This is a genomic window from Pseudodesulfovibrio hydrargyri, from assembly GCF_001874525.1.
Lineage (GTDB): Bacteria > Desulfobacterota > Desulfovibrionia > Desulfovibrionales > Desulfovibrionaceae > Pseudodesulfovibrio > Pseudodesulfovibrio hydrargyri.
This window is the reverse complement of record NZ_LKAQ01000001.1, coordinates 297,044-323,126: the sequence shown is the minus strand read 5'-3', so window position 1 is coordinate 323,126 and position 26,083 is coordinate 297,044. Positions and strand designations below refer to the sequence as shown.

Genomic DNA, 26,083 nt, shown 5'->3' with positions numbered 1-26,083 from the left:
GGTTCGTGAACGTCCTGATTATCAATCTGACCCGCTTCGGCGATCTCATCCAGACCCAGCCCGTGATCGCCGGTTTCAAGAGCCGCGGGCACCGGGTGGGGCTGGTCTGCCTGTCCAACTTCGCTTCGGCGGCCGCGTTGCTGACCGGCGTGGACCGGGTTTTCGCCTTTCCCGGAGCCGGGCTGCTCGCCGGTCTGGACCAGGATTGGCGGCTGGCCGTGCGCGACCTGGACGGGTTCCGACAGTCCGTGTTCGAGGAGTTTTTGCCCGGCGAGACCGTGAACCTGACGCCGTCGGTCTCCTCGCGTCTACTGGCCTATGGCCTGACCCCGGAGAACGGCAGGACCACGGGCTTCACAGTGGACGAGTTCGGCTTCAATGCGGACACCTCCACCTGGGCCGCGTTTCTGCAACTGGCCGGGGCCAACCGGGGGGCCAGCCCGTTCAACGTCTGCGATCTCTTTCGCCGGGCCGCCGGATTGGACCGCGAGGGCAACGAGTTGGTTCTGGCCGCGCCGGACGAACCGGCCCTGGCCCGCGCCGGCGAGCTGCTGTCAGCGCAGGGAGGGGCGCAAGGATTTGTCGCCTTGCAGCTCGGGGCCAGCGAGGAGCGCCGCCGCTGGCCCGTGGACTATTTTCGCGAGACCGCCCGCAGGCTGTACGAGCGCGACGGCCTGGTGCCGGTCCTGCTCGGCGCCCGGGGCGAGGCCGGGCTGGGCGAGCGGTTCGCCGAGGGTGCTCCCTTCCCGCTCGTCAACTGCATGGGCAGGACCTCCCTGACCGAACTGGCCGGGGTGCTGGGCCGCAGCCGGGTACTGTTGACCAACGACACCGGGACCATGCATCTGGCTGCGGGGCTGGGCGTGCCGCTGTGCGCGGTCTTCCTGGCCACGGCCCAGCCGTGGGACACCGGGCCGTACCGGGCGGGCAACATCTGCCTGGAGCCGGACATGGACTGCCATCCGTGCGCCTTTGGCGCGGCCTGCCCCCGCGATGAGGGCTGCCGCTGGGCCGTGACCCCGGAGGCCATGTACGCCTGCGCCAAGGCGGTGATGGACGGCGCGGATCCCAAGGCCGTGCCCGGCACGCGCATCTGGCGCACCAGAACCGGCGCGGACGGGTTCATGGAGCTTGAGTCCCTGTCCGGGCACGACGGTTCGGACCGGGCCGTGTGGATCGCCCTGCAGCGGGCGCACTTCGCCGCCTTCCTGGACGGCCGGACCATCGCCGGGCCCACCGGGCTGGGCACGCGGCTGGGGCCGGACATGCGCCAGGAGTTGTCCAAAACTTTGACGAGCGCGCGGGACATGCTCTTCCTGCTTTCCCAGCAGGGGGCGCTGCTGCGCGTGAATCCCCGGCCCCAGGCCAAGACCAAGTTCCTGGCTTCCTGGCAGCGTGTGCAGAATATCTTGTCTTCAAGCAATTACTTGAATATATTGGCGTTGTTGTGGATGTTCGAAAGCCAGCGCCAGGGCGAAGACCTCGCCTCGCTGCTGTTGGTTGCCGAACGCCATCTCGGGCTCCTGACCGCCCTGTTGGACGAATTGGCCTGATCGGCATGAATCTTGAAAAGACCGGGTTGCACCGGAACAATCGGCAAATTTTATCTACTCACGGAGGAGAAGGTCAGCATGATCACCATTGATGGAAAACAATATGATATCGGGGCCCAGAATTTCGAGAACCTGGAACAGGTCTTCACCAAGGTGGTCGAGGACGGCCATCTGGAGGACCGCATCGTGACCGACGTTATGGTCAACCATGAGCCGTTCACCGAGATCTACCCCCACCAGGCCGAGGACATCGACATGTCCGAGGTCGAGTCCGTGGAGATCGTGACCATGGCCACCGAGGACATGGCCGTGGAGATCACCCTGGAACTCTACAAGGTCGTCAACCTCATGAGCGAGGGCGGCAAGCGCGTGGCGACCCTGTTCCGCCAGGCCGACGACGCCGAGGCCCTGGAGACCTACCAGGACCTCATCGACGTCATCCGCAACTTCCTGAACATGATCGGCATTCTGCGCGACGAGTACTCCCTCAAGGATCACCCGTCCTACCTGGAGAGCGCCGAGGAGCTCAATTCCATGTTCACCGAAATGAGCTCGGTGCTTGAAAACGAGGACTGGATTCTTCTGGCCGACCTGCTTGAATACGAATTCCTGCCCGCGGTGGAGAAATGGAAAAAGGTCATCAAGGCCCTGCGCGACGACATCCGCAAGGCGAAGAAGTAGATATGGCCGGGCGCAGCCAGATGCTGGACGAGGCCATCATCATCGGACGCAGGGAACTCGATTCCCTGGTGGCCGGGGACGTGTACGAGGCCGAGAAACTGGCCCGTTCCCGCGAGCAGCTCCTGGACGAGGCCGTACGCGGCCTGTCCGGGGACAACCTCAAGCTGCTGGCCGACAAGCTCGTGGAGATGAAGTCCCTGCACGACGAGATCACCGGTGAGGCCAAGAGGCTCAAGCAGTCCCTGAAACAGGACCTGACCAGCATGAAGCGCCAGAACCGGCGCATCTCGGGCTACAGCTTCGGGGCGGGCAACATGCCCCGGCTGGCCAAGGAGCGGTTCCTCAACAAGAAGGGCTGATCTCCTCGAAAATACGCCTGAAAAGCCCTGGCCGAATGGTCGGGGCTTTTTTGCGTGCCGCGCCTTTTCCCGACGAAGGGGGACGTCGCGCGGGGCTGGGTGAGCCCCGGCCCGTTTTTCCGGTGCTACAGATTGATCCAGTCGAGGCGGCCGGTGTTTCGGTCCACCCCGGCTGTGGCCGTGAATTCGATGCCCATGCGCGTGAAGCCGGGGCGGCCCTCTTCGAGGGTGCGGATCTCGCCCGCGTACCAGTAGGGCTTGAAGGTCTTTTCCCGGAAATTGAACATGAAGAGGTTGATGACCACCGGCGTGGACACGGCGCAGGTCTCGGGGATGAGCCGGTTGAGCACGGACAGGCCGAGGCCGCCGTCCGAGATGTTGATGACCGCGTTGGCGCTCTGTTCCGGCTCGTCCGAGGCGAACGAGTTGACCCCGATCTGCGGAGCCGCGTCCTCGAAGGCCAGCTCCGAGGTCCGAGGCGAGGCGGTCCACAGCTTGACCCGGATGAACTGCTGGTCGGCCACGCGCTTGCGCTGGTGCTTGCGGCGCGGGATGAGCGCGTAGTCGTTGGGCCCGGCCAGGACCAGCCGGTCGGCCCTGCGGCCGTCGCGGTCCGATTCGGTCAGAGTGGCCGTGAAGGAATTGATCCGCCCGTTGCGCGTCTTCATGGGCGCGAACACGCAGACCAGTTCGCTGCCGGGCCTGGTCCGGATGACGTCCAGCCGCTCGATGATCTCGCACTGGACCCTGTTGGACTTCACGGCGGTGATGACGCAGCGTACGGCCACGGACTCGTCGTCCGGCCCTGCCAGCACGTCCACGACCACGCCTTTCTGCTGCAGGGAGCGCGGTATGCCGGTGCGCGTGGACGGGGAGTTGTGCGCCGGGCGGCGCAGCAGCCTCACCCCGAGGAACAGCAGGACCAGGACCAGTAGCCCGAGCAGCGCGGCCCCGGTCGTGCGGAGATTCTCCGGAGACATGCCTGGGAAGAGAAGGGCGATGAGCCGGTCGAATTGGGCTGCGACGGACGAGATCGGTTCCTGCGGGTTCATGGCGCGTGGCGACTAGAAGTTGACGAACTGCTTCTTGGCTTCAAGAACCTTGCCAAGATAGCGCCGGGTCTCGGCAAAGGGAAGGTCCTTCCGCAGCTTTTCATACACCTCGGCGGGCTGCATGGCGTTGATCTTCTTGGCCGCGCGGCCCTTGTCCCGGTCAAAGGTTTTGAGCACGCCGCCCGCGCCGCCGTTGTACCCGGCGATGACGCAGTACTCCCGTGACACCGGATTGTCGATGCCGCCCAGGAACCGGTCGTCGAGCAGGTGCAGGTAGGCCGTGCCGTAGGTGATGTTGGTCGGCGGTTCGAACAGGGCCTTGCGTGAGGGCTGCCCGACCTTGCCGTGCAGGAACCGGTATACGTCGCTGCCCGCCGTGGACGGGACCACCTGCATCAGCCCCACGGCCGAGGCCGCGCTGACCGCGAACGGGTTGAAGTCCGACTCAACCTTCATGATGGCGTAGACCAGGTTGCGGCTGATCCGGAAGCGGTCGGCGGTCGTCCGCACCAGTTCGCGGTATTTGGCCGCGCGCACCGAGAGGTGGTCCCTGACCATGTGGAAGGTCACGGACCGGGCGGTCTTGCCTTTGACCGTGCGCGTCTTGAGATCGTTTTTGATGAGATGGTCGGCGTACCGCCCGGCGCGCCAGTCCCAGCGGATGTCGTGGCCGTCCGCGTCCTTGACTTCGCCGAGCAGGAACGGGGTGTCCCCGAGTTTGACGGTCTGTGCCGAATAGAGGTCCACGGCGCGCGGGTCGCCCGGGGTGAGCAGGGTGGTCACGATGGCGTTGCGCAGGCTTTCGAGCGGCTTGTCTTCGGCCACGGTCTCGACCACGATCACCCCGGTGTCGAAGTCCACGCTGGCCCGCGAGAGGTAGTTGTCGGTGTACTTGACGTACTGCTTGGGCGCGGGCACCCGCACGTCGTCCTCGCCCCAAACCCCGGTCACGGCCTTGACGAAGTTCTCCAAAAGTTTTTTGAAATTCTTCAGGTCGTTGCCGATGGCGGCGGGGTTGCTGGCGTAGCCGATGGCCTTGTCCCGGGCCAGGGCCTCGGCCGCTGCCGCCGGGTTGCCCGTGGCCGCCGCCCGGGCGATGCGTACCGCGTCGTACCGGGAACAGGACCCGACCATGCAGGCCAGCAGCAGGAGAATGATAATTCGTGTCATATCGTTGTGATGAATATTTTATTTGACAGCGGGATCACTATCCTTAATGTCCGCCTGGATCATACGTTCCGATTTTCACATATTCAACCAAGTGCACCTGTCTGCACCAAGGATATACCCATGCCCGAGTACCCGGAGGTCGAGCGGATACCGTCCGATCTGGAAGAATTGCTGGACCGGTTTTTCGACGTCTCCCGACAGGATCTTGAACAGATGCGCAATGCCCTGCGAGCGGGGGATTTCGAGACCCTGGTCCGCCTGGGGCACACGGCTCGGGGCACGGGCAGCGGCTACGGATTCAAGGGCATGGGCAGGATCGGCCACGAGATCGAGCTGGCCGCCCAGGAGCGCGACCCCGACGCCCTGGAAAGGCATATGGACACCCTGGCCCATTACCTCGACACCGTCCGGGTCGAGTTCGACAGCTAGCGGCATTGAAGCGCCCGACCAGCGGGGCGTCTCCGACGGCTTAAAAGACGTTTTAAGAATCTCCCAAACTTTTTATGTGATTTTGCAGGTTCATGCGTTCGCGCATGGGCCATGCTTCCCTGCGGCCATTCTCTCACCCGAACAGCGCAAGGTAAAGCGGCAAGATCCCCCGCCACGCGCCGCACCCGCGAAGTGCTACAAAAAATTTGGGAAAGGAAGGGGGATGGGGGTCCGGGGGAAGGGGGGAGGGACAACCCTTTTCAAAGGGTTTTCCTTCCCCCTTCCCCCGGCCGCCGGAGGCGTTACAACAGCTCCATGGCGGCGTCGACGGTCCAGTCTTCGTGGACGACTTTGTTGAGGGCGGCCACGATCTTGGCCGGATTGGGATGCTGGAAGATGTTCCGGCCCACGGACAGGCCGCTTCCGCCCGCCTGGATGGAGTCGTGGACCATCTGGACGAGGTCGCGTTCGCTTTCGAGCCTGGGGCCGCCCGCGATGACCACGGGCACGCAGCAGCCCTCGACCACGCGCGAGAAGGACTCGGTGTCGCCGGTGTAGTTGACCTTGACGATGTCCGCGCCGAGCTCCACGCCCACGCGGGCGCAGTGAGCCACGATCTGCGGGTCGTATTCGTCTTTGATCTTGGGGCCGCGGGCGTACATCATGGCCAGCACGGGCATGCCCCATTCATTGGCCTCGGAGCAGAGCGCGCCGAGGTCGGAGAGCATCTGCGGTTCGGTCTCGTCACCGAGATTGACGTGGATGGACACGGCGTCAGCGCCGAGCTTGATGGCGTCGGTGACCGAGCCGACCATGGTCTTGGCGTTGGGGTACGGGGACAGGGAGGTGGACGCGGACAGGTGGATGATCAGGCCGATGTCCTTGCCGCCCGCGCGGTGGGAACAGCGGGGGATGCCCTTGTGCATGAGCACGGCGTTGGCCCCGCCCTCGGCCACCTGGTCGACGGTCTCGCGCAGGTCCACGATGCCGTAGATGGGGCCCACGGTCACGCCGTGGTCCAGGGGGACCACGATGGTCCGGCCGTTGTTGCGGTTCATGATGCGTTCCATCCGAATGGCTTTCCCGAGATGCATGACGGTGCTCCTTGTTGCTGGCGGCTGCGGCGCGGCCAAAAAGAAAGAGGCCGCGGACTTTGCCCGCGGCCTCTTGGTTGTGTTTTTACTTCTTATGACTAGCGCACACCAAGACCGCAGGCGTTCCTGATAAAGCTAAAAAAGAAAAAGAAACGGGCGGTGTTGTTGTGCATGGAATGGAAGTACTTGTTTTGCGCCGAAACTGTCAAGTAGAGTTTTGTTACGCGTTTTGGACGATTAGTCGATGACGGCCACGCACTTGAACTCGACCAGTCCGCCCAGAGGGAGTGCGGCAACCTGCACGGCGGCGCGCGCGGGCTTGTGGTCGGAGAAATATTCGGCGTAGATCGCGTTCAGGTCGGCGAAACGGCCCATGTCCATGAGGAACACGTCCACGGCCAAGACCTTGTCCAGGGATGACCCGGCCTGTTCGAGGATGGCCTTGACGTTTTCCAGGGCCTGACGGGTCTGGGCCTTGAAGCCCTCGGCCAGCTTGCCTTCGGACGGGACGATGCCGAGCTGACCGGACACGTACAGGGTGCCGTTCACGGCCGTGGCCTGGGAATAGGGGCCCACGGCGGCCGGGGCCTTCTCGGTATGGATGAGTTGGATATCGGACATGTCGTTCTCCTTTAAGTGGTTATTTCTCGGCCCACAGGCAGGCGGTGCGGGCCCGTTCGGGCATGCGGCGGACGATCCGGACGATGGCGGCCATGGCCAGCATGGCGAAGATCAGCCGTCCCCAGAGCACGCCGCTCAGGTGCCCGCCGATGAGCACGATCAGCAGGGTATCCTCGATGAGCGAATGGCACAAGCCCATGAAGGTCAGGGAATAGAAGACATCCTCCCTGCTCAGTTTGCCGTTGCGGGCCTCATTGATGATCAGCCCGCCGCCGTATGACAGCCCCATGGTCAGGCCGATGACGGTGATGGCCGAGGCCTTGGGCCCGATGCCGATGAGGTCGAGCACGGGCCGCAGGCAGCGGTTCATCAATGCGATGGCCCCGATGGCGCCGAGCACGCGCATGATGGCGATCAGGGTGAAGATGATGCAGAAGATGGACGCCAGGTTGCGGACCTGGCCCAGGGCCCAGGCCGCGATGGAGCCGGTCCCGGCGGATGCGTCGGTCTGGAAGAGCATGGGCGCGGGACCGCTCAGGGTGCCGGTGGCCGAGTAGATCAGGTGGAGCAGCCAGGCCAGGACAAAGGCCCCGGCCATGCGCACGCAGCACTGGAAGAGGAAGCGGGCCCCGGAGCGGTCGGCGATGGCGGTCTCGATGGGCAGGCCGTGGGCCACGAGCATGAGCACGCCGAGGACCGTGGCCTGGGCTCCTGTCAGGGGCGCGTCCCCGGTAAACGAGGCCAGGACGATCATGCCGGTGTAGATGTTGTTGATCAGGGTGGTGGCCCAGACCAGCCCCATCTCGGCGGGCAGGCCGAGCACGCCCATGACGGGCTCCAGCGGCCAGGCCAGATATTTGATCAGGCCGAACTCCTGGAGGACCTTGACCAGGATGAGCACCGGAATCATGACCTTGAACAGTTCGTAGGAGGCCAGAGCCGCCTCGCGCAGCATGCGGCCCAACTCGTTGAGGATGCGGGTCATGCCTTTCTTCGTCCGCCGCGGTCCGCGATGAACCGTCCGAGCCAGGCGGCAAGTCGTTTCGCCTGGCCGTCTAGGGAAAAGGTCCTGCCCGCGTGGGCGTGGAACTCCCGTTTCAGGGCCAGCAGATCGTTGTCGGGCATGTCCAGCAGCCGGGCCAGGACGTCGCGGAATTCCGGTCCGCCGCCTTTGGGATCGACAAGCAGGTCGGTGTGTCCCGGATGCCAGATTTCGGTGGGGCCGCCGATGTTGCGCGATACCGGCACGAGGCCGTTGGCCATGGCCTCTTCCAGGGCGATGCCCAGCGGCTCGCACCCCGTGGGCAGGACAAAGATGTCGGCCCGGCGGAGTTGGACGGCCACTTCGGTGACGAAGCCGGTCCATTCGACGCGCCCGTCCAGGCCCATGTCCCCGCAGGCCCGTTTCAGCATGGCCTCGTCCCGGCCCGTCCCGGCTATGATGCAGCGGAAGTCGTATCCGTCCCGCATCAGTGCGGCCAGCGCCTCCAGGAGATGGATGTGCTTCTTGTCCGGGTTGAGTTGGCTGGTGGCGACGATCACTCTCGGCGCGTTGACCGAATCCGGCGGAACGGAATTGATCGCCGTGCCCGGGAAAATGGCCTCAAAAGGATAGTCTTGGTACATGGGGACGGAAACCAGCAATTTCTGGCGGACGTATTCGCTGCAGGCGATCAGTCCCGGCCGGAGCAGCCGTTGGGTCAGGCGGGTTTTCAGCCTGTTGGACACATCTCCGGGCGAGCCCAGCCGGTGGACGACCGGAATTCCGGCCAAACGGGCGGCCGCGCCCGCCGTGCGCAATCCCTTGGAGATGTTGCAGATGACCACGTCGGTCTCGAGCTTTCGGTAGAGCTTGAGAAAGAAGGCGATGGAGGCCGGGTTGAAATCCAAACCGAAGTCGTGTGCCTCGGCCCTTATGCCGAGCTTGCGGGCCTTGTCCACGAACGGTCCGGGCCGGCCCACGAGAGCGGTCTCATGACCGAGTCCGGCCAGGGCTCGCGCCATGTCGATGGACCATGTTTTGACCCCGCCCCAACCTCGGGTGGAATTGACGAAAAGTATGTTCATGCCGCTGGTGGAAAATTGGTGTCAACCGGTTGTATGTATCGGAATTCGATCGTCCTGGCTGTTTACCCGTATTCGGCTCGACTCGGGGGCAAGAGAAAGGGAAAATACTGGCCGGAACGTCGCGGTCGAACCATAGGGGATAACGGGACAAAAGAAAAGGGAGCCCGATCGGGCTCCCTTTTGGGGTGTGACCTCTCTGTGGGGCTAGAGGAAGGCCTTGGACACGTTGTAGGCGAGGACGGCCATGACGAAGGCCAGGCCGGTGGAGCCGACCACGCTGAAGGCGGCCCAGCGCCAGCTCGACTCGCGGGCCATGGTCACCACGGTGACGAAGCAGGGCGCGTAGAGCATGGTGAAGATGATCAGGGCAATGGCCGTGGCCGTGGAAAAGGCCGGGTCGGCCACCAACCGTTCGGACAGGGGCTGCGCCTCTTCGGCGTCAACCTCGCCCAGGGAATAGGCCGTGCCCAGGGTGGAGACGATCACTTCCTTGGCCGCGAATCCGCCGGTCAGGGCGATGTTCACCCGCCAGTTGAAGCCGGCCAGCTCGGACACGGGTTCCAGGGCGGTGCCGATGCGGCCCGCGATGGTGTGGCGAATGGCTTCTTCGGCCTCGGCGTTGTCGATTGTGGTGATCTGCTCCTCGCTCTGCGCCGCGGCGCGCTGGGCCTCGAACTGGGCCACGCGGTCGGCGGGCAGTTCGGGGAAGGTCATCATGGCCCAGAGCAGGATGGAGATGCCCAGGATCACGGTACCGGCCTTCTTGGCGTACTCCCAGGTGCGCTCCCAGGTGTGGATGAGCACGCCCTGCAGGGTGGGCATGCGGTACGGGGGCAGCTCCATGACGAATGGGGTGGACGCGCCCTTGATGACCGTGGAACGCAGCAGCCGGGCCACGAGCAGGGCCATGGCCCAGGCGGACAGGGTGATGACCAGCATGATCGTGGCCGAGTCCTCGGGGAAGAAGGCGGCGGCCAGCATGAGAAAGACGGGCACCTTGGCGCCGCAGGTCATGTACGGGGCCACGAACAGGGTGGCCAGCTTCTCCTTGGGCGAGCGCAGGGTGCGGGTGGCCATGACGCCGGGCACGGCGCAGCCGCCCGCGATGCCGCCGGACACGATGAACGGCAGCACCGAGGTGCCGTGCAGGCCGAAGACCTTGAAGACGCGGTCGAGCATGTAGGCCATGCGGGCTATGTAGCCGGAGTCCTCCAAAGCGGAGATCATCAGGAACATGAACATGATCAGGGGCACGAAGCCGAGCACGCCGCCCACGCCGTCGATGATGCCGGAGACGATGAGCGACTGCAGGTGGCCTTCGGGAAGGATGTTGGTGGCCGTGTCGCCGAGGAAGCCGAAAAGGGCTTCCAGCCAGCCCATGGGGATTTCGCCCACGGCAAAGGTGATTTCGTAGATGAGGTAGACGATGCCGAGCATGATCAGCGGGCCCAGAACCTTGTGGGTCAGGACCTTGTCCATCTTGTCGGAGCGGCTGATGCGGTCCTCGCTGGAGGCCGGGTAGGTGACCACATCCTTGATCATGGAGGCGATGAACCCGTAGCGGTAGTCGGCGATGAGCGCGTCGGGCCGCATGTTCAGGGTCTTCTGGGTGTGCTCGGCCACCTCGCGGGCCATGGCTTCGAGTTTTTCCGAGAGCATGGTGTTGGCCATGCGTCCCTTGACGATGACGTCCTCGTCGCGTTCCAGGTACTTGATGCCGGTCCAGCGGGCGGGCGCCTTGTCGGTCAGGAAACCGGCATCGGTGATCATCTTCTCCATCTCGCACAGGACCGGGTCCAGGTCCGGGCCGTAGGAGATGTTCAGGGGCTTCCATTCGCCGGTCTGCGCTTGGGCCACTTCCATGGTTGAGCGCAGCAGCTCCTGGGCCCCCTTGCCGGAGCGGGCCACGGTCTCGACCACGGCGCAGCCGGACAGCTCCTCCAGGCGCGCGCTGTCGATCCGTTTGCCGGATTTGCGCACCTCGTCCATCATGTTCAGGCCGAGGATGAGCGGCACGCCGAGCTCCATGATCTGCACGGCCAGGTAGAGGTTCCGCTCCAGGGCGTCGGCGTTCATGATGTCGATGACCGCCTGGGGCCGGTCGTCCACCAGGAAGTTCCGGGCGACCAGTTCCTCCTGGGTATAGGCGGTCAGGGAATAGGTTCCGGGCAGGTCCACGAGCTCGACGGCGTCGGAACCTGTGTTGATGTGTCCCATCTTCTTTTCGACGGTCACACCGGGCCAGTTGGCCACATGCTGGCGCGCACCGGTCAGGGCGTTGAACATGGTGGTTTTGCCGCAGTTCGGGTTGCCTGCGATGCCGATGGTGTAAGTACCCATGTGTTTAGTCCTCCAGGGGGGTGACGGTGATGTGGTCGGCCTCGCTGTTGCGCAAGGTCAGGGTGAAGTCGCGCAGCCTGAGGGCCACGGGGTCGCGCAGCGGGGCCTTGCCGATGACCGTGACCTCGGTGCCGGGGATCAGCCCCATGTCGCGGATGCGGCGGCCGAGCTCGCCGTCCGCACTGACCGTTCTGATTTTCAGTTTCTGGTTGACCTTGGCTTTGCGTAAACACATGTCTTGAGCCATGTTGGTGATCCTCGAAAAGAGTTTGTTGAGAATTGTTCTCAACGGTTGGTCAAAAAAAATTACTTTGAGCCGCAGCAGTCGTGCTTGTCCGGGCCGTCCTTGATGCCGGAGCACGACCCGGACTGTCCGCAGCCGCCACATCCGCAGCCGGGTTGCTTGGCCGTGAAGGATCTCAGAATCCTGCGGCCCACGAAAAAGGCCGCTATGGCGATGATGGCCACGACAATGAAAGTGTCGAGCATGTGATTTCCCCCAATTTTTGACCCGGCAGCGTTGCCGGACATTCACTTGATAGTGATGTTGAGAATCAGTGTCAAGCAAAAAACCTAAAAAAAAGCGAGTCGGGCCGGAAGGGCGAACAGCCCGGTATTCCTTGTCCTTCACCGCGTTTTATGGTCATATGCCTGCGTTCGCCAGCGGATGATAATGGTATTGTCCGGGCGCTGCAACCGCTCATATCAGACCTGTCACGGAGAGCCTTCATGGATGATGACGGAAAGGATTTCATGCAGTGGATCGATGTCCTGGCCAAGGGCATCATCGCAGGCTGTGCCATCGGCTATCTCTTCAGCTTCACCGACCTGATGGCCCCGGGCAAGGCCGTGGCCCTCGGCGGTCTGGCCGGCTGCCTCGCTTCCATCACCTTCAAGAACCGGCAGGACGACAAAAAGGGCAAATAGCGCCCGGCCGTTTCTATCGAGCGGCGTGATCAGGGAAGTATTCAGGCAGAGCTGCCTTACCGCAGTCTCTGACAGGTCGGGTGGCGTGGCGCGTATTCCCGAATTCTCCGTCCCCCCTCCTCGCAATCCGGAAAGCTTGTTCAGTGCGTAGCGACCTTGTGTCCCGGCTTGCGTACATGCGTCAGCTTGCCTTTCGGCATACTACGCGGCCTCATTGCCGGGGGCGCGATCATGGCCTTTTCGTTCGCCAGGACAATCAGTCTTTTGATGCCTTTTGTTGGTTTCGCTCCATCAGGAATTGCGCAAAGGCGAAGTCCAGTTCGGTATCGATGTCCAGAGCGCGTTCCGGCGGAATAATCGCCGCCTTGACCCTCCCTTGGAACACACCCTCGTGTCTCCTGATGAAATCCGGCGTGGTCACGTAACAGACCGTGGTCAGGTCATAGATGGGAGGGGCGTCCTGGCGGCGGTTGATGCGCTCGCTCGGCGGCATGGCGATGGCCGCGTATCCGTCTCCGCTCATGGTGACCATGTTGAAGGCCGGGTGTCGCTCGGCGGGCCGGGCCGTGACCACCATGTCGCAGCCGCCCCGTTCGAACAGTTCAATGCAGTCGCGCACGTCCCTGGCGATGCGCAGGGGAGCGGTGCACGGCAGGGAGACGAACAGGTCGAAGTCGTCCACGGCCTCCACAGCATGCCGCCAGGCCAACCACTCGGGCGCGTCGTCGAGGGCCAGTTCGGCCGGGCGCATGAACGGTACCTCTGCCCCGTATTCTTCGGCCACGGCCGCGATCTTCGGGTCGTCCGTGGATACGATGATCCGGTCGAGCAGGCCGCTGTCCCGGCCAGCGCGGATGGCGTGGGCGATAAGCGGCACGCCGCCCAGCGGGCGGATGTTCTTGCCGGGCACGCCCTTGGATCCGCCCCGGGCGAAAATGAATCCGTAGCGCTTCATGACGCGGACTCCCATATTTGTTGTTCGGCGCATTGTTCCAGGGTTTCGATCAACCCGACCAGGGCCAGGCCCTGCGCGTAGGTGCATGGCGTGGGATCGCCCATGGCCATGGCCTCCAGCTGGCGGCGGTAGGTGGCGTCCCGTTCCACGGGGAACTCCTCCATCGTGCCGTTCACGGTGAGCATGCCCGCCATGAAATCGGCCCGCAGGGTCATGTCCGCGCAGGTGATGTCGTAGCCGCGATGGGTGGACCGGCTGAGATAGTCCATGTGCACGCCGACCACGGGACAGCGCTCGGTCTCCATGAGCACGGCGAACTGGTCGTCCGAGTCGATGGCCAGGTCGCTGTAGTGGCCTCCCATGGCCGTGGCACGTTTCCAGTCGCCCAGGAGGAACCGGGCCAGATCCAACTCGTGGGACAGGTCGCGCAACACGCCCCCGCCTTTGGCCCGGCTGGCCGAGTAGCTCTTGGTGTAGTCCTGGCCAGGCCGCCAGTCGGGCAGATACTGGCCCACGGCAAAGCGCGCGTTCAGGATATTGTGTCCGGCCAGCAGTTCGCGGGTGCGGGCAACCATGGGGTGGAAGCGCAGGTTGTAGGCCACGAATACGTTGTCGTTGGGCGCGGGGGCAATCTCGCGGACCTTCTCGAAGAGGGGTTTCTCCACCAGGATGCGCCCCGTGAATCCGGCCTTGAGCAGCGCCTTGAGGCCTGCGGCGTGTTCCGCCGTGGCCGTGGATATCACGGCCAGCCATGGCGTGGTCTCCTCAAGGGCCGCCCGGATGTTCGGGAAGGCCGGGAAGGGGCATTCCCTGTTGCGGGTGACACAGGCCACCTCGTGGCCCATGGAGGCAAGCAGGCGCGCGTGGCGCGCGCCGATGGAGCCGTAGCCGATGATCAGGGCGTGCATGATTCAACAGCCTTCTTCGCGCATCCGGAAATGCATGTCGTAGTCGCAGTTGGCCTGGTCGAAATCCTGTTTGCGGCCGATGTCCATCCAGTACTCGTGGATGGGGAAGGCTGCCGTGGTCTCCCCCCGGTCCATGAGCCTGCCGAACAGGGTGGGCATGTCCAGGTACTCGTTTTTCGGAATGGAAGCGGCCACGTCCGGTTCGAGCACGTAGATGCCCGCGTTGACGAAAAATTTGTGGGTCGGCTTCTCTTCGAGCTTGGTGATGCGGTGGTCCTTTACCTTGACCACGCCGTAAGGCACCTGAATGTCGAAGCGGCGCACGGCCATGGTCGCCTTGGCCTCCTGCTCGCGGTGGAAGGCGAGCATGCCCGGGAAGTCCACCTTGGTCAGCAGGTCGCCGTTCATGACGAACACGGGCGCGTCCGGCTTATCCGGGATGAGGCCCACGGCTCCGGCAGTGCCGAGCTGCTTGTCCTCGCGCAGGTAGCGGATCTCCACCCCGTGCTTCGAGCCGTCGCCGAAGTACTCCTCGACCATGTCCGCGCGGTAGTTGACCGAGATGTAGAATTTGCCGAAGCCGTATTCCGCGAACTGGTCCAGGATGGTCTTGAGCAGGGGCTTGTTGCCCACGTTCAGCAGCGGTTTTGGGCAATCCTCGGTCAGGGGCCGCAGCCGCTGGCCCAGGCCGCCGGCCATGAGCACCACCCAGTTGTCGCGGTGCTCCGGGGTGATGACGTCGAGCAGGGTGCGCAGACCGGCCACCCGGCCGTCCTCGTCCAGCAGCGGTACCTGGCGGATCTCACGTTTGCGCATGGTGGCCAGCAGGGAGGCCTGGTCCTCGTCCGGACTGGCCGAGAAGAACTTGGTCTCCATGATTTCCACGGCCGGGGATTCCAGGGTCTTGCCGACCAGCAGGCCTCGCCGGATGTCGCCGTCGGTGATGACTCCCTTGAGTTTGCCGTCCTGATCGGTCAGCAGGGCGATCTGCAGGTTGATGCGGTTCAGGGTCTCCGCCGCGTCACGGATGGTGGCCGTGAGCGGGATGACGGCGTCTTTCCATGTATTCATAGGTACTCTCTAGTCCTTGGACAGGCGGTGGTCGATGTCGAAGAAGGGCTTGGCACTTTGGGCGCGTCCTGTTCCAGGATGTCCGGCATGCGCTGGCTGATGCCGTATCTCTCATACGGGTTACGGGCCTGCTTGGCAATGTCCGCCCTCCAGGGCGACAGGGCGTGGCGCAAGGGCCGGCCCACGGCTTCTGCGGTCAGGTCGACGTGTTGCCTGGACAACTCCATGTCGCGGTTGTGGATCACGCCTGCCTTGGCGGTGAAAAGGATCGGTTCGCGCTGCATGCTCACGGTTTGAGCCTTGGCCCGCTGGGCAGGTTTACGGCCCGCTCGGCAAGGTCTCGGGCGTTTTTTAGGCCGTCGTTTTCGTGGTTCGCGTACATGGGCAGGTCGGCCATGAGCGCCCACAGGGGACGGGTCATGACGCCCGCGTCGTTGGACCTGGCCAGGAATTCGTCGCGTTGCTTGCGGTCCTCGAAGAGCACGGTGTTCAGCCAGTAGTTGGACAGGCAGCCCTGCGGGGCGTCCACGTAGTCGATGCCGTCCACGCTCGCGAAGAAGTCGCGGTAGGCCGCGGCCACGGCCCGCTTGTCGGCCAGAATCTCGTCGAGCTTTTCCATCTGTGCGCAGCCCAGGGCCGCGTTGATGTTGGGCATGCGGTAGTTCCAGGCCACGGCGTCGTGGCGGAACTCCCAGCGGTGCGGCACCTTGGCCGTGGCGGTCATGTGCTTGACGTGCCCGCCCAGCTCTTCGTCGCCCGCCAGGATCATGCCTCCGCCGCCTGTGGTGATGGTCTTGTTGCCGTTGTAGCTGAGCACGCCGAGCTTGCCGAAGGTGCCCAGGTGCCGTCCGTCCAGAAAAGAGCCCAGCCCTTCGGCCGCGTCCTCCACCACGGGGATACCGTGCCGCTTGCAGACGTTGCAGATTTCGCGGATGCGGCAGGCGTGGCCCAGGATGTGGACCGGCACGCACGCCTTGATATGCGGTATTTCTTCGGGATGAGCGTCCAGCCAGACCTCGAGCGCCTTGGGGCTCATGCCCAGGGTGTCGGGGTCGGAGTCTATGAAAACGGGGATGGCGCCGGTATTGGAGATGGCGTTGGCCGTGGCCACAAAGGTCAGTCCCTGGGTCAGGACCCGGTCGCCGTGGCCCACGCCGACCAGTTCCAGCGCGGCGGTCAGGCCGCAGGTGCCGTTGACCACGGCCACGGCCCGCTTTGCGCCGGTGAAGTCGCGGGTCATCTCCTCGAACCGGGTCACGTATTCGCCCACGCTGGACACGAAGGTGGTGTCGATGCAGTGGGACAGGTATTCCTTTTCCCGCCCGGTGAAGACCGGGGCATGCAGGGGAATGAAGGCCTCCGGCTCGCCGTAGAGCTGCCGTATGAATTGGATGATGTCGTCCACGATCGATCCTATATATTGTATATGTCGGCCTTGTAGCGCCGCAGGTTGTCCGGGTCGGCGAACCACTCGGCGGTCAGCTTGAGGCCCCGCTTGAAACCGTCGAGCCCGCCGAATTCCGGCTCCCAGCCGCACAGCCGTTTGGCCTTCTCGTTGCCCGCGAACAGCCGCTCCACCTCGCTTTTGGCCGGGCGGATACGCTCCTGCTCGCAGACGATCTCGATGTCCGCGCCCATGACCTCGGCAATGGCCTTGGCCGTGTCGCCGATGGAGACCTCGAAGCCGCTGCCCACGTTGACCACCTCGCCCACGCAGGCGTCGGACGCGGTCACGGCCTCGAAGCCGCGCACGGTGTCGGATACGAAGTTGAAGTCCCTAGTGGGCGTCAGGGCTCCGAGCTTGATCGTTCTGGCCCCGTTGCCGATCTGGGTGATGACCGTGGGGATGACCGCGCGGGCGGACTGCCTGGGGCCGTAGGTGTTGAACGGGCGGATGACGGACACCGGGGTTTCGAAGGCGTTGTAAAAACTCATGGCGATCTGGTCCGCCCCGATCTTGGTGGCCGAGTAGGGCGACTGGCCCTGAAGTGGGTGGTCTTCGGTGATGGGTACGAACCTGGCCGTGCCGTAGACTTCGCTGGTGGAAGTGACCACGCACCGTTCCACGCCCAGGTCGCGGGCCGCCTGGACCACGTTCAGGGTGCCCTTGACGTTGGTGTCCACATAGGTGTCCGGGGAGTGGTAGGAATAGGGGATGGCGATGAGTGCGGCCAGGTGCATGACCACGTCGCACCCTTTCATGGCCTCGCGCACCCCGTTGGGGTCGCGGATGTCGCCCGCGAAGATCTCCAGGGAATCCCGAATCTCCTTGGGAGACTCGTCTAGCCAGCCCCAGGAGTTGAAGGAGTTGTACAGGACGAATGCGCGGACCGTGTAGCCCTGCCGGACCAGGTGTTCCACCAGGTGGGAGCCGATGAACCCGTCCGCCCCGGTGACCAGTATTGTCTTGTTATTGAGATGCATGCTGCTCCAACGGCGTTGGCCGTGAAAATGGCGAATGATGATGCTCCACTGTATATATCCTGTCCATGCCCATGGCAAGGCGCGGCGGGAACGGCTTGGGCGTTCACTTGTACTTGAGGGCGAGCAGGCGCAGGGCTTCGTCCAGGCATTCCTCGGGGAGGAAAGTCTCCAGGCACTCCAGGGTATCGCAGGAGTTCTTGTTGCAGGAGCGGCAGGGCAGCCCCTTGTCCACGCTGGAGTGGCGCTCGGACTTGGGGCACCAGCCGAAACCGGTGGCCCCGTGGATGGCCAGGGACGGGGTGTCCACGGCCACGGCGAAGTGCCGGGGGGCCGAGCAGTTGCCCACGTGCAGGGCGGCCATTTCCTGGACTGCGGCCATCTCGCGCAGGGTAAGCATGTGCTCGGAGACGACCACGCCCTCGCCCGCCAGTTCGGCCACCTTGCGGGCCACGTCGATCTCGCCCGGGCCGTAGAGGATGAAAAATTTGAGTTCGGGACGCTTCTCGCGCATGAGCCTGATCAGCCCGGCGAAGTGGCGTTCGGGCCATTTGCGGGTGATCCGCCGGTGGGACGGGTCGATGGTCACGAAGCGGTTTTGCTCCATGCCCTCGGTCCGGATGAATTCCTCGGCCCAGGCCCGTTCCTCGTCGGTCAGGTATAGCCTGGGCAGTTCCCCGTCCCAATGGATGCCCAGCGGCCGCAGGATGGACGCCTTGAGCATGGCCGCGTAGCCGTAGATCACGTCGCTGAAGTGGGTGTAGAAGAGCCTGTTGTACCAGGCGGTGTGCTGGGTCAGCTTGACCGCCGCGCCCGAGAACAGGATCACGTACCGGCAGCGGGGCAGCCGCTGGAAGTCCACGATCAGGTCGTAACCGCCGCGGCCCACCTTGCGGTACCAGAGCAGGGCCGTGAGGGGATTCCGGAGTTCCTTTTTGTCGATGGCCCAGACGTGGGACAGGTGGGGGTTGTTCTCCACCACCGGAAGGCACTTCTTCTCGGTCAGCAGATGAATCTCCGCGTCCGGAAACCGTTCCTTCAACAGTTGTATGGACGGCGTGGACAGGAGCACGTCGCCGATCTGCCTGAGCTGGCAGACCAGAATCTTTTTTGGGTGCAGAGTGGAAATATCTTTCATTGCGGTCAGTTCCGGGGACGGCGCCGGGTCGCCCTTGGTTTGGGCGCAGACATACACCGGTTTCCGACTGGGCACAAGCGCCGACTGTGAGCTGTTCTTGCGGGGCCTGCCCGGCCCGCCTTCAAGGGGCAACTCCGCGCCGAAGACGTGGCCTGCCTCGAAGACCAGCCAAGGGGGAGAATATGGAAATTGCAAGCAGGAGGGGAAATGAGGGAAGAAGCGGTGTCCTTTTCCGTGAAACCGCCTCTTCCCTCAGGGGTTACAGAATCTGGCTCAGGAACAGCTTGGTTCGGTCGTTCTGCGGGTTGGTGAAGAAGTGTTCCGGGGTGCCCACTTCGACGATCTTGCCTTCGTCCATGAACACGACCTGGTCGGCCACTTCGCGGGCGAAGCCCATTTCGTGGGTGACCACGACCATGGTCATGCCTTCCTTGGCCAGGGCCTTCATGACGTCCAGGACCTCGCCGACCATCTCGGGGTCCAGCGCCGAGGTCGGCTCGTCGAAGAGCATGACCTTGGGGTCCATGGCCAGGGCGCGGGCGATGGCCACGCGCTGCATCTGGCCGCCGGACAGCTGGCCGGGGTAGTTCTCGGCCTTGGCGTGGATGCCGACCTTGTTCAGCAGAGTCATGGCCTTTTCCGCGGATTCCTTCTTGCCCCTTTTGCGCACCGAGGTCTGGCCCACGGTGACGTTTTCCAGAACGGTCAGGTGCGGGAAGAGGTTGAAGGATTGGAAGACCATGCCCACGTCCATGCGAACCTTGTTGATGTTGGTCTTGGGATCGAGGATGTCCACGCCGTCGATCATGATGTGGCCCGAGTTGGCCTTTTCCAGGCGGTTCAGGCAGCGCAGGAAGGTGGACTTGCCGGACCCGGACGGGCCGATGACCACGACCACCTCGCCGGGGTTGATGTGGTAGGACACGTCGTGCAGGGCCTGGACCTCGTGCGGGACGAAGAAGGTTTTGTATACGTTTTTGACATCGATCATGGCTAGGCCTCCGCTGTCCTTCTTTCAAGGTACTGGACGAACATGGACAGGGTGAAGGTGATGACCAGGTAGAGCACACCGCACACGAACCACAGTTCGTAGGGCATCAGGCTGGTGGTGACCGCCTCTCGGGTGGCCTTGGTCAACTCGCGGATGGCGATGACGCCGAGCAGCGAGGAGTCCTTGATCAGGCTGATGAACTGGCCGGCCAGGGGCGGCAGGATACGCTTGAAGGCCTGGGGCAGGATGATCTTGCGCATGGCCGTGGCCTTGGTCATGCCGAGCGAGCGCGCCGCCTCCATCTGCCCCTTGTGGATGGACTGGATGCCGGCGCGGACGATCTCGGCCACGTAGGCCCCGGCGAAAATGGCCAGGGAGGCGATGCCGAACCACAACTCCGGAACCTGGAACAGGCCCGCCTTGCTCAGCAGGTTGTTGATGATGGTGCCGAGCACGAAGTACCAGATCATGATCTGGACCAGCAGCGGGGTGCCGCGGATGATCTCGATGTAGGTGATGGCCGACAGCTTGAGGAATGGATTGGTCGAAATCCTCGACAGGCCGGTGAACAGGCCGATGAGGATGCCGAAGAAGATCGATACGATGCTGACCTCGATGGTGATGATCGTTCCTTCCACCAGCAACCCCATCCGGCCTTCGGAATAGGTGCCGATGGTGTCGCCCACAAAGACGGTCTGTCCCTCGCTCACCTCGAGTTTGGAGCCCGGGACGGTATAGTATTCCGAGTCGGCGCCGTCGGAGACGATGACCACGGAATCCTCGTCCTTCTTGGTGATGGAGGTCACGTCGCCTTCCATCTCGGCGGTTACGTTGACCGTGTCTACGTAGTAGAAATATCTCGGGATGCGGTTCCAGCGCCAGATGTAGTCGGTCTGCGTGGTGGCCCAGTAGAAGCCCAGGCACACCGCGACGAGAGCGACCGCATACGCCGTTTTCCAAATCAGATTTTTGTCGATGTCCTTCTTGGGCTCGACCTTCGCGGTTTCATTCATTGTCAGCTCGATGGGATAGGTGCGCGGAAAAAAACCGGGGGCCGCTTAGAGCGGCCCCCGGAGAATCGGTCGGCGGTTACTGGATGTTGGCGTACCAGTCGTTGGAGCCGAACCACTTGTTGTAGATCCGCTCGTAACGGCCGTCGTTCTTGATCTGGACGATGAAGTTGTTCAGCCAGTTCAGGAAATCCGGGTCACCCTTGTTGATGGCCCAGCCCAGCGGCTCGTAGGTGAAGGGCTCGTCCAGGAAGACCATGCCCGCGTCCTTGCCGTGCTGGGAGTAGAAGATGGAGGTCATGGGCAGGTCGTAGACGGTGGCGTCGGACTTGCCGTTCATGGTTTCCAGCATGGCCTGGTCCTCCATCTCGAAGGACTTGTAGGTGGCCTTGGGGAAGAGGCGCTTGGCGGCCTGTTCGCCGGTGGTGCCCAGCTTCGAGGTGATGACGATGCCCGGCTGGTTCAGGTCTTTCCAGGACTTGATCTTGTCGGCGGACTTCTTGGCGATCAGCGCGGTCTGGCCGACGATGATGTAGGGGCTGGCGAAGTTGACCTTCAGGTTGCGTTCCTGGTTGATGGTCATACCGGAGGCGATGATGTCGTACTTGCCGGAGAGCAGGCCGGGGATGATGCCGTCCCAAGCGGTGTTGACGAGTTCGAGCTTCACGCCCATGGCCTTGGCCATTTCCCTGACCATGTCGACGTCGAAGCCGACGATGTTGCCCTTCTTGTCGGTCATCTCGAAGGGCATGTAGCCGGCTTCGAGGCCCACGCGCAGGGTGCCCCGCTGGACGATCTGCTCCAGGGTGGACGTCTTGGCGAGTTCGATGTCGGCGGCCTGGGCGGACATGGCGGCGCACAGCAGCAGAGACAGCACGGCCACGAGAGTAATGATGCGTTTCATCCTTTCCTCCAATGAAACATTAGGTTGGTTGATATCCGTTGCCCCGATTCCGTCCGGGTACACGGCCCCGGGGCAGAGGTTCCTCTCCTTCGTCATATGAACGATTTTGTTCATAGAACGACAGTATTCCATAGCCTCAATACCTGAAAACTTCAAGGTGGTTCTCGGATGGCGCGGGTTGCCGTTTTATCCTTTAAAACAGAATGTAATACTGTTGTCTTATTAAAATACAGAATAAATGACGTGATTTTGCGGTTAAATTCCTTGATAATATGATTTCTGTTCTGCGACTTTGAAAAAATGAGACAAAGGTGGTCCGGAAATTAAATTTATCATTTTTCTGTGGTATGATCGGCGGTACGGTACGCGCAGGGATCAAAACGTACCGGCAGCAGGCCTCCAACGGAGAAAAAGATGCCTACCAACAAGATATTGGTCGTCGAAGACGACGCCGTCGCCCAATTGGACATCAAACTGGCCCTGGAGCGTGCCGGATACGGCGTGCTCGCCATGACCGGCAGCGGCGAGGAGGCCCTTGTCCTGGCCGACAGGCTGGCTCCGGACATCGTGCTCATGGACATTATGCTCGAAGGGGAGATGGACGGGCTTGAGGCCGCGGGCGAGATGCGCAACCGATTCGACATTCCCGTCATATACCTGACCGTGGTGGTGGATGAGGAGACCCTGCAGTGGGCCAAGGTGACCGGACCCTTCGGGTATCTGGTCAAGCCCGTGGACCATATCGAGTTGCGCGCGGCCATCGAACTCGGGCTGTACAAGCACCAGATGGAGCGCGAACTGCGCAAGGCCAAGTTGGCGGCCGAGGCCGCCAGCCGGGCCAAGGCCTCGTTCCTGGCCACGGTCAGCCACGAGCTGCGCACCCCCATGACCGGCGTGCTCGGCATGACCGAACTGCTGCTCATGTCCGACCTGGGCGAGCCGTACCGCGAGAACGTCCGGCTGATCAAGGAATCCTCCATGGGGCTGCTGTCGGTGCTCAACCAGATCATCGACTACTCCAAGCTCGAGACCAGCTCCCTGACCGCGCGGGTCATGGATTTTCGGCTTGAGGACCTGATTACCGGCATCCTCTCGCAACACCGGCGTCCGGCCGCGGCCAAGGGCGTGAGCCTGAATTACTCCCTGGACCCGGCCATTCCCGACTGGGTGCGGGGCGACCCCGCCAAGCTGCGCCAGGTGGTCGGCAACCTCATCGCCAACGGAGTCAAGTTCACCCCGGAGGGCCAGGTTCTGGTCGATGTCTCCATGGCCGAAAAGGGCGACTGCGCGGACCAGGGCGAGGGCGCGCTGGCCGTGCAGATACTGATCCGCGACACCGGCGTGGGCATTCCGAGCGACAAGTTGGACGAGATCTTCGAGAGCTTCAAGCAGGGCGAGGATCACCTGCACCACTCCTCGGGCGGCCTGGGGCTGGGGCTGGCCATAGCCGGCCGGCTTGTGGAATTCCTGGGCGGCTGCCTGCGCTGCTCGAGCGAGGAGGGAAAGGGCAGCGTCTTTTCGGTCTCCGTGCCCCTGGAGTACAGCCCCTACGAGACGTCGTCCCCGTCCGCGTCGGTCCTGGGCGTGGACTCGCCGCTCAAGGGCGTCCGAATCCTGGTGGCCGAGGACGACCTGGTCAACCAGCGCTATCTCGTCCGGCTGCTGGAAAAGATGGGTTGCGCGGTCACCCTTGCCGAGACCGGTGCCCAGGCCGTGGAGGCCTTGAAGGAGTCGTCCTTCGATCTCGTGCTCATGGATGTGGAGATGCCGGTGATGGACGGCATCGAGGCCACCCGGCGCATCCGCGACCCCGAAACCGGCTGTCTGGACCCGGCCGTGCCCATCGTGGCCCTGACCGCGCGGGCCATGTGGGGGGACGAGCAGCGCTGCATCCACGCGGGTATGGACGATTATCTTTCCAAGCCCGTTGACGTTGACACCGTCGCCGCAATCATACAATCAACTCTGAAGAAGGAATGAACCCAGCCTGGCTGTTCCCCTCCACGGAGCCTGAACGAGTATGAGCGATTTCAACGGACCGACACCGCTGATCAGCGGCGGCATCTACAAGGTGTTCCTGATCCTCCTCCTGCTGTTTTCCCTGTATCTGGGGTTCTCGCTGGTGGAGCCCTTCATGCACACCATGATATTCTCCACCGTGCTGGCCGTCCTGTTCACCCCGGTGTTCAACTGGGCGCTCAGGCTGTGCAAGGGGCGGCGTACATGGGCCTCGGCCCTGACCGTGGCGATCATCGTCTTCGCCCTGGTTTTGCCCCTGGCCTTCCTGTTCATGGCCCTGATCAGCCAGGGCGTGGAGTCCCTGGTGGCCCTGAACGCCTGGATAGCCCAGGGGACCTACAAGTCCTTCCTCAGCCTGGAGATGCTCGACAAGTACGCGGGCCTGATCCACGATCAGTTGCCCTTTTTGCGTATCGACGAGGTCCAGATCCAGGCGGGCGTGCTGCAGTACTCCCGCGAGTTCGCCCAGAACATGCTCTCCTTCGGCACCTCCCTCGCCCGGGACGGAGCCAAGCTGGTCATGCACTTCCTGCTGATGGTCTTCGTCCTGTTCTACTTCATGCGCGACGGCACCAAGATGGTCGCCTACATCAAGCGGCTCTCGCCGCTTAGGCCCAAGCAGGAGGACTACATCATCGACAGCCTGAAGCGGGTCGCCCGGGGCGTGCTCATGGGCTGCCTGCTGGTGGCCGTGCTCCAGGGCTTCGCCGGGGGAGTGGGGCTGGCCGTGGCAGGCATACCCGCCTTCTTCTGGGGCGGCATGATGGCCCTGTCCTCGCTCATTCCGGTACTCGGCACCGGCCTGGTCTGGGTGCCCGCCGTGGGCTACCTGTTCCTGTCCGGGCAGTGGAAAATGGCCATCTTCCTGGCCCTGTGGTGCGGCATTTTCGTTGTCGGCATCGACACCATCCTGCGTCCCATATTCATGCGCGAGGCTTCGCGCGTTTCCACCTTCTACATCTTCATCGCCATCCTCGGCGGCATCTATTCCTTCGGCATGCTGGGCATCTTCTACGGCCCGCTGATCCTGAGTTTCGTCATGGTCATGCTGCAGATCTATCTCGAGGAATACGCCGACGACCTGGACGACCACGAAGAGGCGGCTCAATGATTTCAAGGAATTCCCTGTTCGGCTCAGTCATTCTGTTTCTCCTTCTCGCTGCCGGTTGCGCTCCCAAGGCCCCGGCACCCGCTCCGGCGACCCCGGAACCTCCGGTGCAACCGGCTCCACCTGCCCCACAGGTCCCGACCTTCGCGCCGGTGGGGGAGGGCGCGGCCCACGATCTGGCCGAATCCCTCTCCTTCAAGCCCCAGAATCTGTGCTCCTGGACGGATTTGCGTCCCGGCATCGAGGCCAGCCTGCACTACATCCGTTCCCGGCCGCAGAACGCGGTCTGCGTGGACCAGCCAGGCCTGCGCCTGACCTGGGGGCAGCTGCGCGAGTCCGTGGCCGAACTGGCCTCCACTCTCGCCCTGTTGGACCATGCGCCATCCCTGCTTGCCGAGCGGTTTACCTGGTACAAGCTTGAGCCCGGCACCTTGCTGACCGGCTACTACGAGCCGTGGCTCAAGGCCTCGCTCACGCCTGATGCGACCTACAAGTATCCGCTCTACGGCGTGCCAGCCGACCTCAAGGTGGTGGATCTGGGCAGCTTCCATCCGCGCTGGGCCGGGCAGAAGCTGGTCTATCGCGTGGAAGGGGACAAGGTGGAACCGTATTTCGACCGTGCGGCCATCGATGGCCTGGGTGCCCTGGAAGGGGCGGGCGACGAGATCGCCTGGGCCGCCGATCCGGTGGACGTCTTCTTTCTCCAGGTCCAGGGGTCCGGCAGGCTGGACCTGCCGGACGGGAGCTACAAGCACATCCTCTACGGCGGCAAGAACGGCCGCCAGTACGTGTCCATCGGCAAGGTGCTCATCGACAAGGGGTATATACCTAAAGAAGAGATGAGCATGCAGCGCATCCGCCGGTTCCTGAACGAACACCCGGGCGTGGCCGAGGACGTCTTGTTCCGCAACCCGAGCTACGTCTTCTTCCGGCTGGCGGACGAAGGGCCGTTCGGCTCCATCAATTCCATTCTGACCCCGCGCGTCAGTGTGGCCGTGGACCGGTCCATGATCCCGCTGGGCAGCGTGGTGGCCCTCAAGACCGCGCTCATGGACTATGACACCGGCCAGGCCGACCCGTTCTTCTCCCTGGTCTTGGCCCAGGACACGGGCGGGGCCATCCAGGGCACGCGCATGGACCTGTTCTGCGGTGCGGGCGAGGAGGCCGAGACCCTGGCCGGGCACCTCCAGGAGGGGGCCGATGTCTACATGCTCCTGAGCAAGCGGGTCATCGCGTCCATGAAGGGCGATTCCCGCTAAATCCTT

27 protein-coding genes are annotated in these 26,083 nt (G+C 63.3%); 8 read left to right on the top strand and 19 right to left on the bottom strand.

Annotated features, from left to right (window positions below):
- Positions 1–5 precede the first annotated feature (5 nt).
- The 3 genes from BerOc1_RS01600 (at position 6) to BerOc1_RS01590 (ending at position 2,593) form a co-directional block, all read left to right on the top strand.
- Positions 6–1,553 (top strand): glycosyltransferase family 9 protein, encoded by a 1,548-nt coding sequence (locus BerOc1_RS01600; protein ID WP_071543977.1) that lies wholly within the window; start codon positions 6–8, stop codon positions 1,551–1,553.
- A gap of 78 nt (positions 1,554–1,631) precedes the next feature.
- Positions 1,632–2,234, top strand: a complete 603-nt coding sequence (locus BerOc1_RS01595) for a DUF8043 domain-containing protein (RefSeq protein WP_071543976.1) — start codon at positions 1,632–1,634, stop codon at positions 2,232–2,234.
- 2 nt (positions 2,235–2,236) lie between these two features.
- On the top strand, positions 2,237–2,593 hold the full coding sequence (locus tag BerOc1_RS01590) for a hypothetical protein (protein WP_071543975.1): 357 nt from the start codon (positions 2,237–2,239) through the stop codon (positions 2,591–2,593).
- A gap of 125 nt (positions 2,594–2,718) precedes the next feature.
- On the opposite strand, the gene BerOc1_RS01585 is transcribed toward BerOc1_RS01590, so the two are convergent.
- Together BerOc1_RS01585 and mltC are read right to left on the bottom strand one after the other, a co-directional pair.
- Positions 2,719–3,645 (bottom strand): hypothetical protein, encoded by a 927-nt coding sequence (locus tag BerOc1_RS01585; RefSeq protein WP_071543974.1) that lies wholly within the window; start codon positions 3,643–3,645, stop codon positions 2,719–2,721.
- Positions 3,646–3,657: 12 nt separating this feature from the next.
- Positions 3,658–4,815 carry a membrane-bound lytic murein transglycosylase MltC gene (mltC, locus tag BerOc1_RS01580; RefSeq protein WP_071543973.1) on the bottom strand — a complete coding sequence of 386 codons (1,158 nt, stop codon included), beginning with the start codon at positions 4,813–4,815 and terminating at the stop codon, positions 3,658–3,660.
- 120 nt (positions 4,816–4,935) lie between these two features.
- Here mltC and BerOc1_RS01575 point away from each other — a divergent pair, with 120 nt between their 5' ends.
- A complete protein-coding gene (locus BerOc1_RS01575) occupies positions 4,936–5,244 on the top strand; it encodes an Hpt domain-containing protein (RefSeq protein WP_071543972.1) in 309 nt (102 codons plus the stop codon).
- Positions 5,245–5,546: 302 nt separating this feature from the next.
- Here BerOc1_RS01575 and BerOc1_RS01570 read toward each other — a convergent pair whose 3' ends face one another.
- From BerOc1_RS01570 to BerOc1_RS01540, 7 genes are all read right to left on the bottom strand, one after another.
- Entirely contained in the window at positions 5,547–6,338 is a 792-nt protein-coding gene (locus tag BerOc1_RS01570; protein WP_071543971.1) for a 2-amino-3,7-dideoxy-D-threo-hept-6-ulosonate synthase, read from the bottom strand.
- Positions 6,339–6,575: 237 nt separating this feature from the next.
- On the bottom strand, positions 6,576–6,959 hold the full coding sequence (locus BerOc1_RS01565) for a Rid family detoxifying hydrolase (RefSeq protein WP_071543970.1): 384 nt from the start codon (positions 6,957–6,959) through the stop codon (positions 6,576–6,578).
- A gap of 19 nt (positions 6,960–6,978) precedes the next feature.
- The gene (locus tag BerOc1_RS01560; RefSeq protein ID WP_071543969.1) at positions 6,979–7,944 is read right to left on the bottom strand and encodes a hypothetical protein; all 966 of its coding nucleotides are present in this window, start codon (positions 7,942–7,944) and stop codon (positions 6,979–6,981) included.
- On the bottom strand, positions 7,941–9,026 hold the full coding sequence (locus tag BerOc1_RS01555) for a glycosyltransferase (RefSeq protein ID WP_071543968.1): 1,086 nt from the start codon (positions 9,024–9,026) through the stop codon (positions 7,941–7,943). Before BerOc1_RS01555 ends, BerOc1_RS01560 begins: the two co-directional genes overlap by 4 nt.
- A gap of 204 nt (positions 9,027–9,230) precedes the next feature.
- Positions 9,231–11,366 (bottom strand): ferrous iron transport protein B, encoded by a 2,136-nt coding sequence (gene feoB, locus BerOc1_RS01550; RefSeq protein ID WP_071543967.1) that lies wholly within the window; start codon positions 11,364–11,366, stop codon positions 9,231–9,233.
- A gap of 4 nt (positions 11,367–11,370) precedes the next feature.
- Positions 11,371–11,613 carry a FeoA family protein gene (locus tag BerOc1_RS01545; RefSeq protein ID WP_071543966.1) on the bottom strand — a complete coding sequence of 81 codons (243 nt, stop codon included), beginning with the start codon at positions 11,611–11,613 and terminating at the stop codon, positions 11,371–11,373.
- 59 nt (positions 11,614–11,672) lie between these two features.
- The gene (locus BerOc1_RS01540; protein WP_071543965.1) at positions 11,673–11,855 is read right to left on the bottom strand and encodes a FeoB-associated Cys-rich membrane protein; all 183 of its coding nucleotides are present in this window, start codon (positions 11,853–11,855) and stop codon (positions 11,673–11,675) included.
- Positions 11,856–12,095: 240 nt separating this feature from the next.
- Between BerOc1_RS01540 and BerOc1_RS01535 the strand changes: the two genes are divergently transcribed.
- Positions 12,096–12,293 (top strand): hypothetical protein, encoded by a 198-nt coding sequence (locus BerOc1_RS01535; protein WP_071543964.1) that lies wholly within the window; start codon positions 12,096–12,098, stop codon positions 12,291–12,293.
- Positions 12,294–12,549: 256 nt separating this feature from the next.
- Here the strand turns inward: BerOc1_RS01535 and BerOc1_RS01530 are convergent, their stop codons facing one another.
- The 10 genes from BerOc1_RS01530 to BerOc1_RS01485 all read right to left on the bottom strand — a co-directional run bounded on the left by BerOc1_RS01530 (position 12,550) and on the right by BerOc1_RS01485 (position 21,691).
- Positions 12,550–13,248, bottom strand: a complete 699-nt coding sequence (locus tag BerOc1_RS01530; RefSeq protein WP_071543963.1) for an acylneuraminate cytidylyltransferase family protein — start codon at positions 13,246–13,248, stop codon at positions 12,550–12,552.
- Positions 13,245–14,156 carry a Gfo/Idh/MocA family protein gene (locus tag BerOc1_RS01525; RefSeq protein WP_071543962.1) on the bottom strand — a complete coding sequence of 304 codons (912 nt, stop codon included), beginning with the start codon at positions 14,154–14,156 and terminating at the stop codon, positions 13,245–13,247. Before BerOc1_RS01525 ends, BerOc1_RS01530 begins: the two co-directional genes overlap by 4 nt.
- A 3-nt stretch (positions 14,157–14,159) precedes the next feature.
- Positions 14,160–15,227: a nucleotidyltransferase family protein gene (locus BerOc1_RS01520; RefSeq protein ID WP_071543961.1), complete on the bottom strand. Its 1,068-nt coding sequence runs from the start codon at positions 15,225–15,227 to the stop codon at positions 14,160–14,162.
- Entirely contained in the window at positions 15,224–15,517 is a 294-nt protein-coding gene (locus BerOc1_RS01515; RefSeq protein WP_129586461.1) for a hypothetical protein, read from the bottom strand. Before BerOc1_RS01515 ends, BerOc1_RS01520 begins: the two co-directional genes overlap by 4 nt.
- Positions 15,514–16,632, bottom strand: coding sequence for a LegC family aminotransferase (locus BerOc1_RS01510; RefSeq protein WP_071543959.1), 1,119 nt, complete (start codon positions 16,630–16,632; stop codon positions 15,514–15,516). The genes BerOc1_RS01515 and BerOc1_RS01510 overlap by 4 nt, the downstream gene beginning before the upstream one ends.
- 8 nt (positions 16,633–16,640) lie before the next feature.
- Positions 16,641–17,651 (bottom strand): NAD-dependent 4,6-dehydratase LegB, encoded by a 1,011-nt coding sequence (locus BerOc1_RS01505; protein ID WP_071543958.1) that lies wholly within the window; start codon positions 17,649–17,651, stop codon positions 16,641–16,643.
- A gap of 103 nt (positions 17,652–17,754) precedes the next feature.
- Entirely contained in the window at positions 17,755–18,786 is a 1,032-nt protein-coding gene (locus tag BerOc1_RS01500) for a glycosyltransferase family 9 protein (protein WP_071543957.1), read from the bottom strand.
- A 259-nt stretch (positions 18,787–19,045) separates the two neighbouring features.
- Positions 19,046–19,777 (bottom strand): amino acid ABC transporter ATP-binding protein, encoded by a 732-nt coding sequence (locus tag BerOc1_RS01495; RefSeq protein WP_071543956.1) that lies wholly within the window; start codon positions 19,775–19,777, stop codon positions 19,046–19,048.
- A 2-nt stretch (positions 19,778–19,779) separates the two neighbouring features.
- The gene (locus BerOc1_RS01490; protein WP_071543955.1) at positions 19,780–20,790 is read right to left on the bottom strand and encodes an amino acid ABC transporter permease; all 1,011 of its coding nucleotides are present in this window, start codon (positions 20,788–20,790) and stop codon (positions 19,780–19,782) included.
- Between the two features lie 76 nt (positions 20,791–20,866).
- Positions 20,867–21,691, bottom strand: a complete 825-nt coding sequence (locus BerOc1_RS01485) for a transporter substrate-binding domain-containing protein (RefSeq protein WP_071543954.1) — start codon at positions 21,689–21,691, stop codon at positions 20,867–20,869.
- Positions 21,692–22,105: 414 nt separating this feature from the next.
- Between BerOc1_RS01485 and BerOc1_RS01480 the strand changes: the two genes are divergently transcribed.
- The 3 genes from BerOc1_RS01480 to mltA all read left to right on the top strand — a co-directional run bounded on the left by BerOc1_RS01480 (position 22,106) and on the right by mltA (position 26,077).
- Positions 22,106–23,671, top strand: coding sequence for a hybrid sensor histidine kinase/response regulator (locus tag BerOc1_RS01480; RefSeq protein ID WP_071543953.1), 1,566 nt, complete (start codon positions 22,106–22,108; stop codon positions 23,669–23,671).
- A 40-nt stretch (positions 23,672–23,711) separates the two neighbouring features.
- Positions 23,712–24,821 (top strand): AI-2E family transporter, encoded by a 1,110-nt coding sequence (locus BerOc1_RS01475; RefSeq protein ID WP_071543952.1) that lies wholly within the window; start codon positions 23,712–23,714, stop codon positions 24,819–24,821.
- 104 nt (positions 24,822–24,925) lie between these two features.
- Entirely contained in the window at positions 24,926–26,077 is a 1,152-nt protein-coding gene (gene mltA / locus BerOc1_RS01470; protein WP_242652820.1) for a murein transglycosylase A, read from the top strand.
- Positions 26,078–26,083: the final 6 nt, after the last annotated feature.

Coding starts and splice junctions, on each gene's coding strand:
- BerOc1_RS01595 (WP_071543976.1), top strand. CDS start 1,632: ATGATCACCATTGATGGAAAACAATATGATATCGGGGCCCAGAATTTC.
- BerOc1_RS01535 (WP_071543964.1), top strand. CDS start 12,096: ATGGATGATGACGGAAAGGATTTCATGCAGTGGATCGATGTCCTGGCC.
- BerOc1_RS01475 (WP_071543952.1), top strand. CDS start 23,712: ATGAGCGATTTCAACGGACCGACACCGCTGATCAGCGGCGGCATCTAC.
- feoB (WP_071543967.1), bottom strand. CDS start 11,366: ATGGGTACTTACACCATCGGCATCGCAGGCAACCCGAACTGCGGCAAA.
- mltC (WP_071543973.1), bottom strand. CDS start 4,815: ATGACACGAATTATCATTCTCCTGCTGCTGGCCTGCATGGTCGGGTCC.
- BerOc1_RS01530 (WP_071543963.1), bottom strand. CDS start 13,248: ATGAAGCGCTACGGATTCATTTTCGCCCGGGGCGGATCCAAGGGCGTG.
- BerOc1_RS01495 (WP_071543956.1), bottom strand. CDS start 19,777: ATGATCGATGTCAAAAACGTATACAAAACCTTCTTCGTCCCGCACGAG.
- BerOc1_RS01545 (WP_071543966.1), bottom strand. CDS start 11,613: ATGGCTCAAGACATGTGTTTACGCAAAGCCAAGGTCAACCAGAAACTG.
- BerOc1_RS01585 (WP_071543974.1), bottom strand. CDS start 3,645: ATGAACCCGCAGGAACCGATCTCGTCCGTCGCAGCCCAATTCGACCGG.
- BerOc1_RS01560 (WP_071543969.1), bottom strand. CDS start 7,944: ATGACCCGCATCCTCAACGAGTTGGGCCGCATGCTGCGCGAGGCGGCT.
- BerOc1_RS01500 (WP_071543957.1), bottom strand. CDS start 18,786: ATGAAAGATATTTCCACTCTGCACCCAAAAAAGATTCTGGTCTGCCAG.
- BerOc1_RS01575 (WP_071543972.1), top strand. CDS start 4,936: ATGCCCGAGTACCCGGAGGTCGAGCGGATACCGTCCGATCTGGAAGAA.
- BerOc1_RS01490 (WP_071543955.1), bottom strand. CDS start 20,790: ATGAATGAAACCGCGAAGGTCGAGCCCAAGAAGGACATCGACAAAAAT.
- BerOc1_RS01555 (WP_071543968.1), bottom strand. CDS start 9,026: ATGAACATACTTTTCGTCAATTCCACCCGAGGTTGGGGCGGGGTCAAA.
- BerOc1_RS01565 (WP_071543970.1), bottom strand. CDS start 6,959: ATGTCCGATATCCAACTCATCCATACCGAGAAGGCCCCGGCCGCCGTG.
- BerOc1_RS01505 (WP_071543958.1), bottom strand. CDS start 17,651: ATGCATCTCAATAACAAGACAATACTGGTCACCGGGGCGGACGGGTTC.
- BerOc1_RS01540 (WP_071543965.1), bottom strand. CDS start 11,855: ATGCTCGACACTTTCATTGTCGTGGCCATCATCGCCATAGCGGCCTTT.
- BerOc1_RS01590 (WP_071543975.1), top strand. CDS start 2,237: ATGGCCGGGCGCAGCCAGATGCTGGACGAGGCCATCATCATCGGACGC.
- BerOc1_RS01520 (WP_071543961.1), bottom strand. CDS start 15,227: ATGAATACATGGAAAGACGCCGTCATCCCGCTCACGGCCACCATCCGT.
- BerOc1_RS01570 (WP_071543971.1), bottom strand. CDS start 6,338: ATGCATCTCGGGAAAGCCATTCGGATGGAACGCATCATGAACCGCAAC.
- BerOc1_RS01525 (WP_071543962.1), bottom strand. CDS start 14,156: ATGCACGCCCTGATCATCGGCTACGGCTCCATCGGCGCGCGCCACGCG.
- BerOc1_RS01480 (WP_071543953.1), top strand. CDS start 22,106: ATGCCTACCAACAAGATATTGGTCGTCGAAGACGACGCCGTCGCCCAA.
- BerOc1_RS01485 (WP_071543954.1), bottom strand. CDS start 21,691: ATGAAACGCATCATTACTCTCGTGGCCGTGCTGTCTCTGCTGCTGTGC.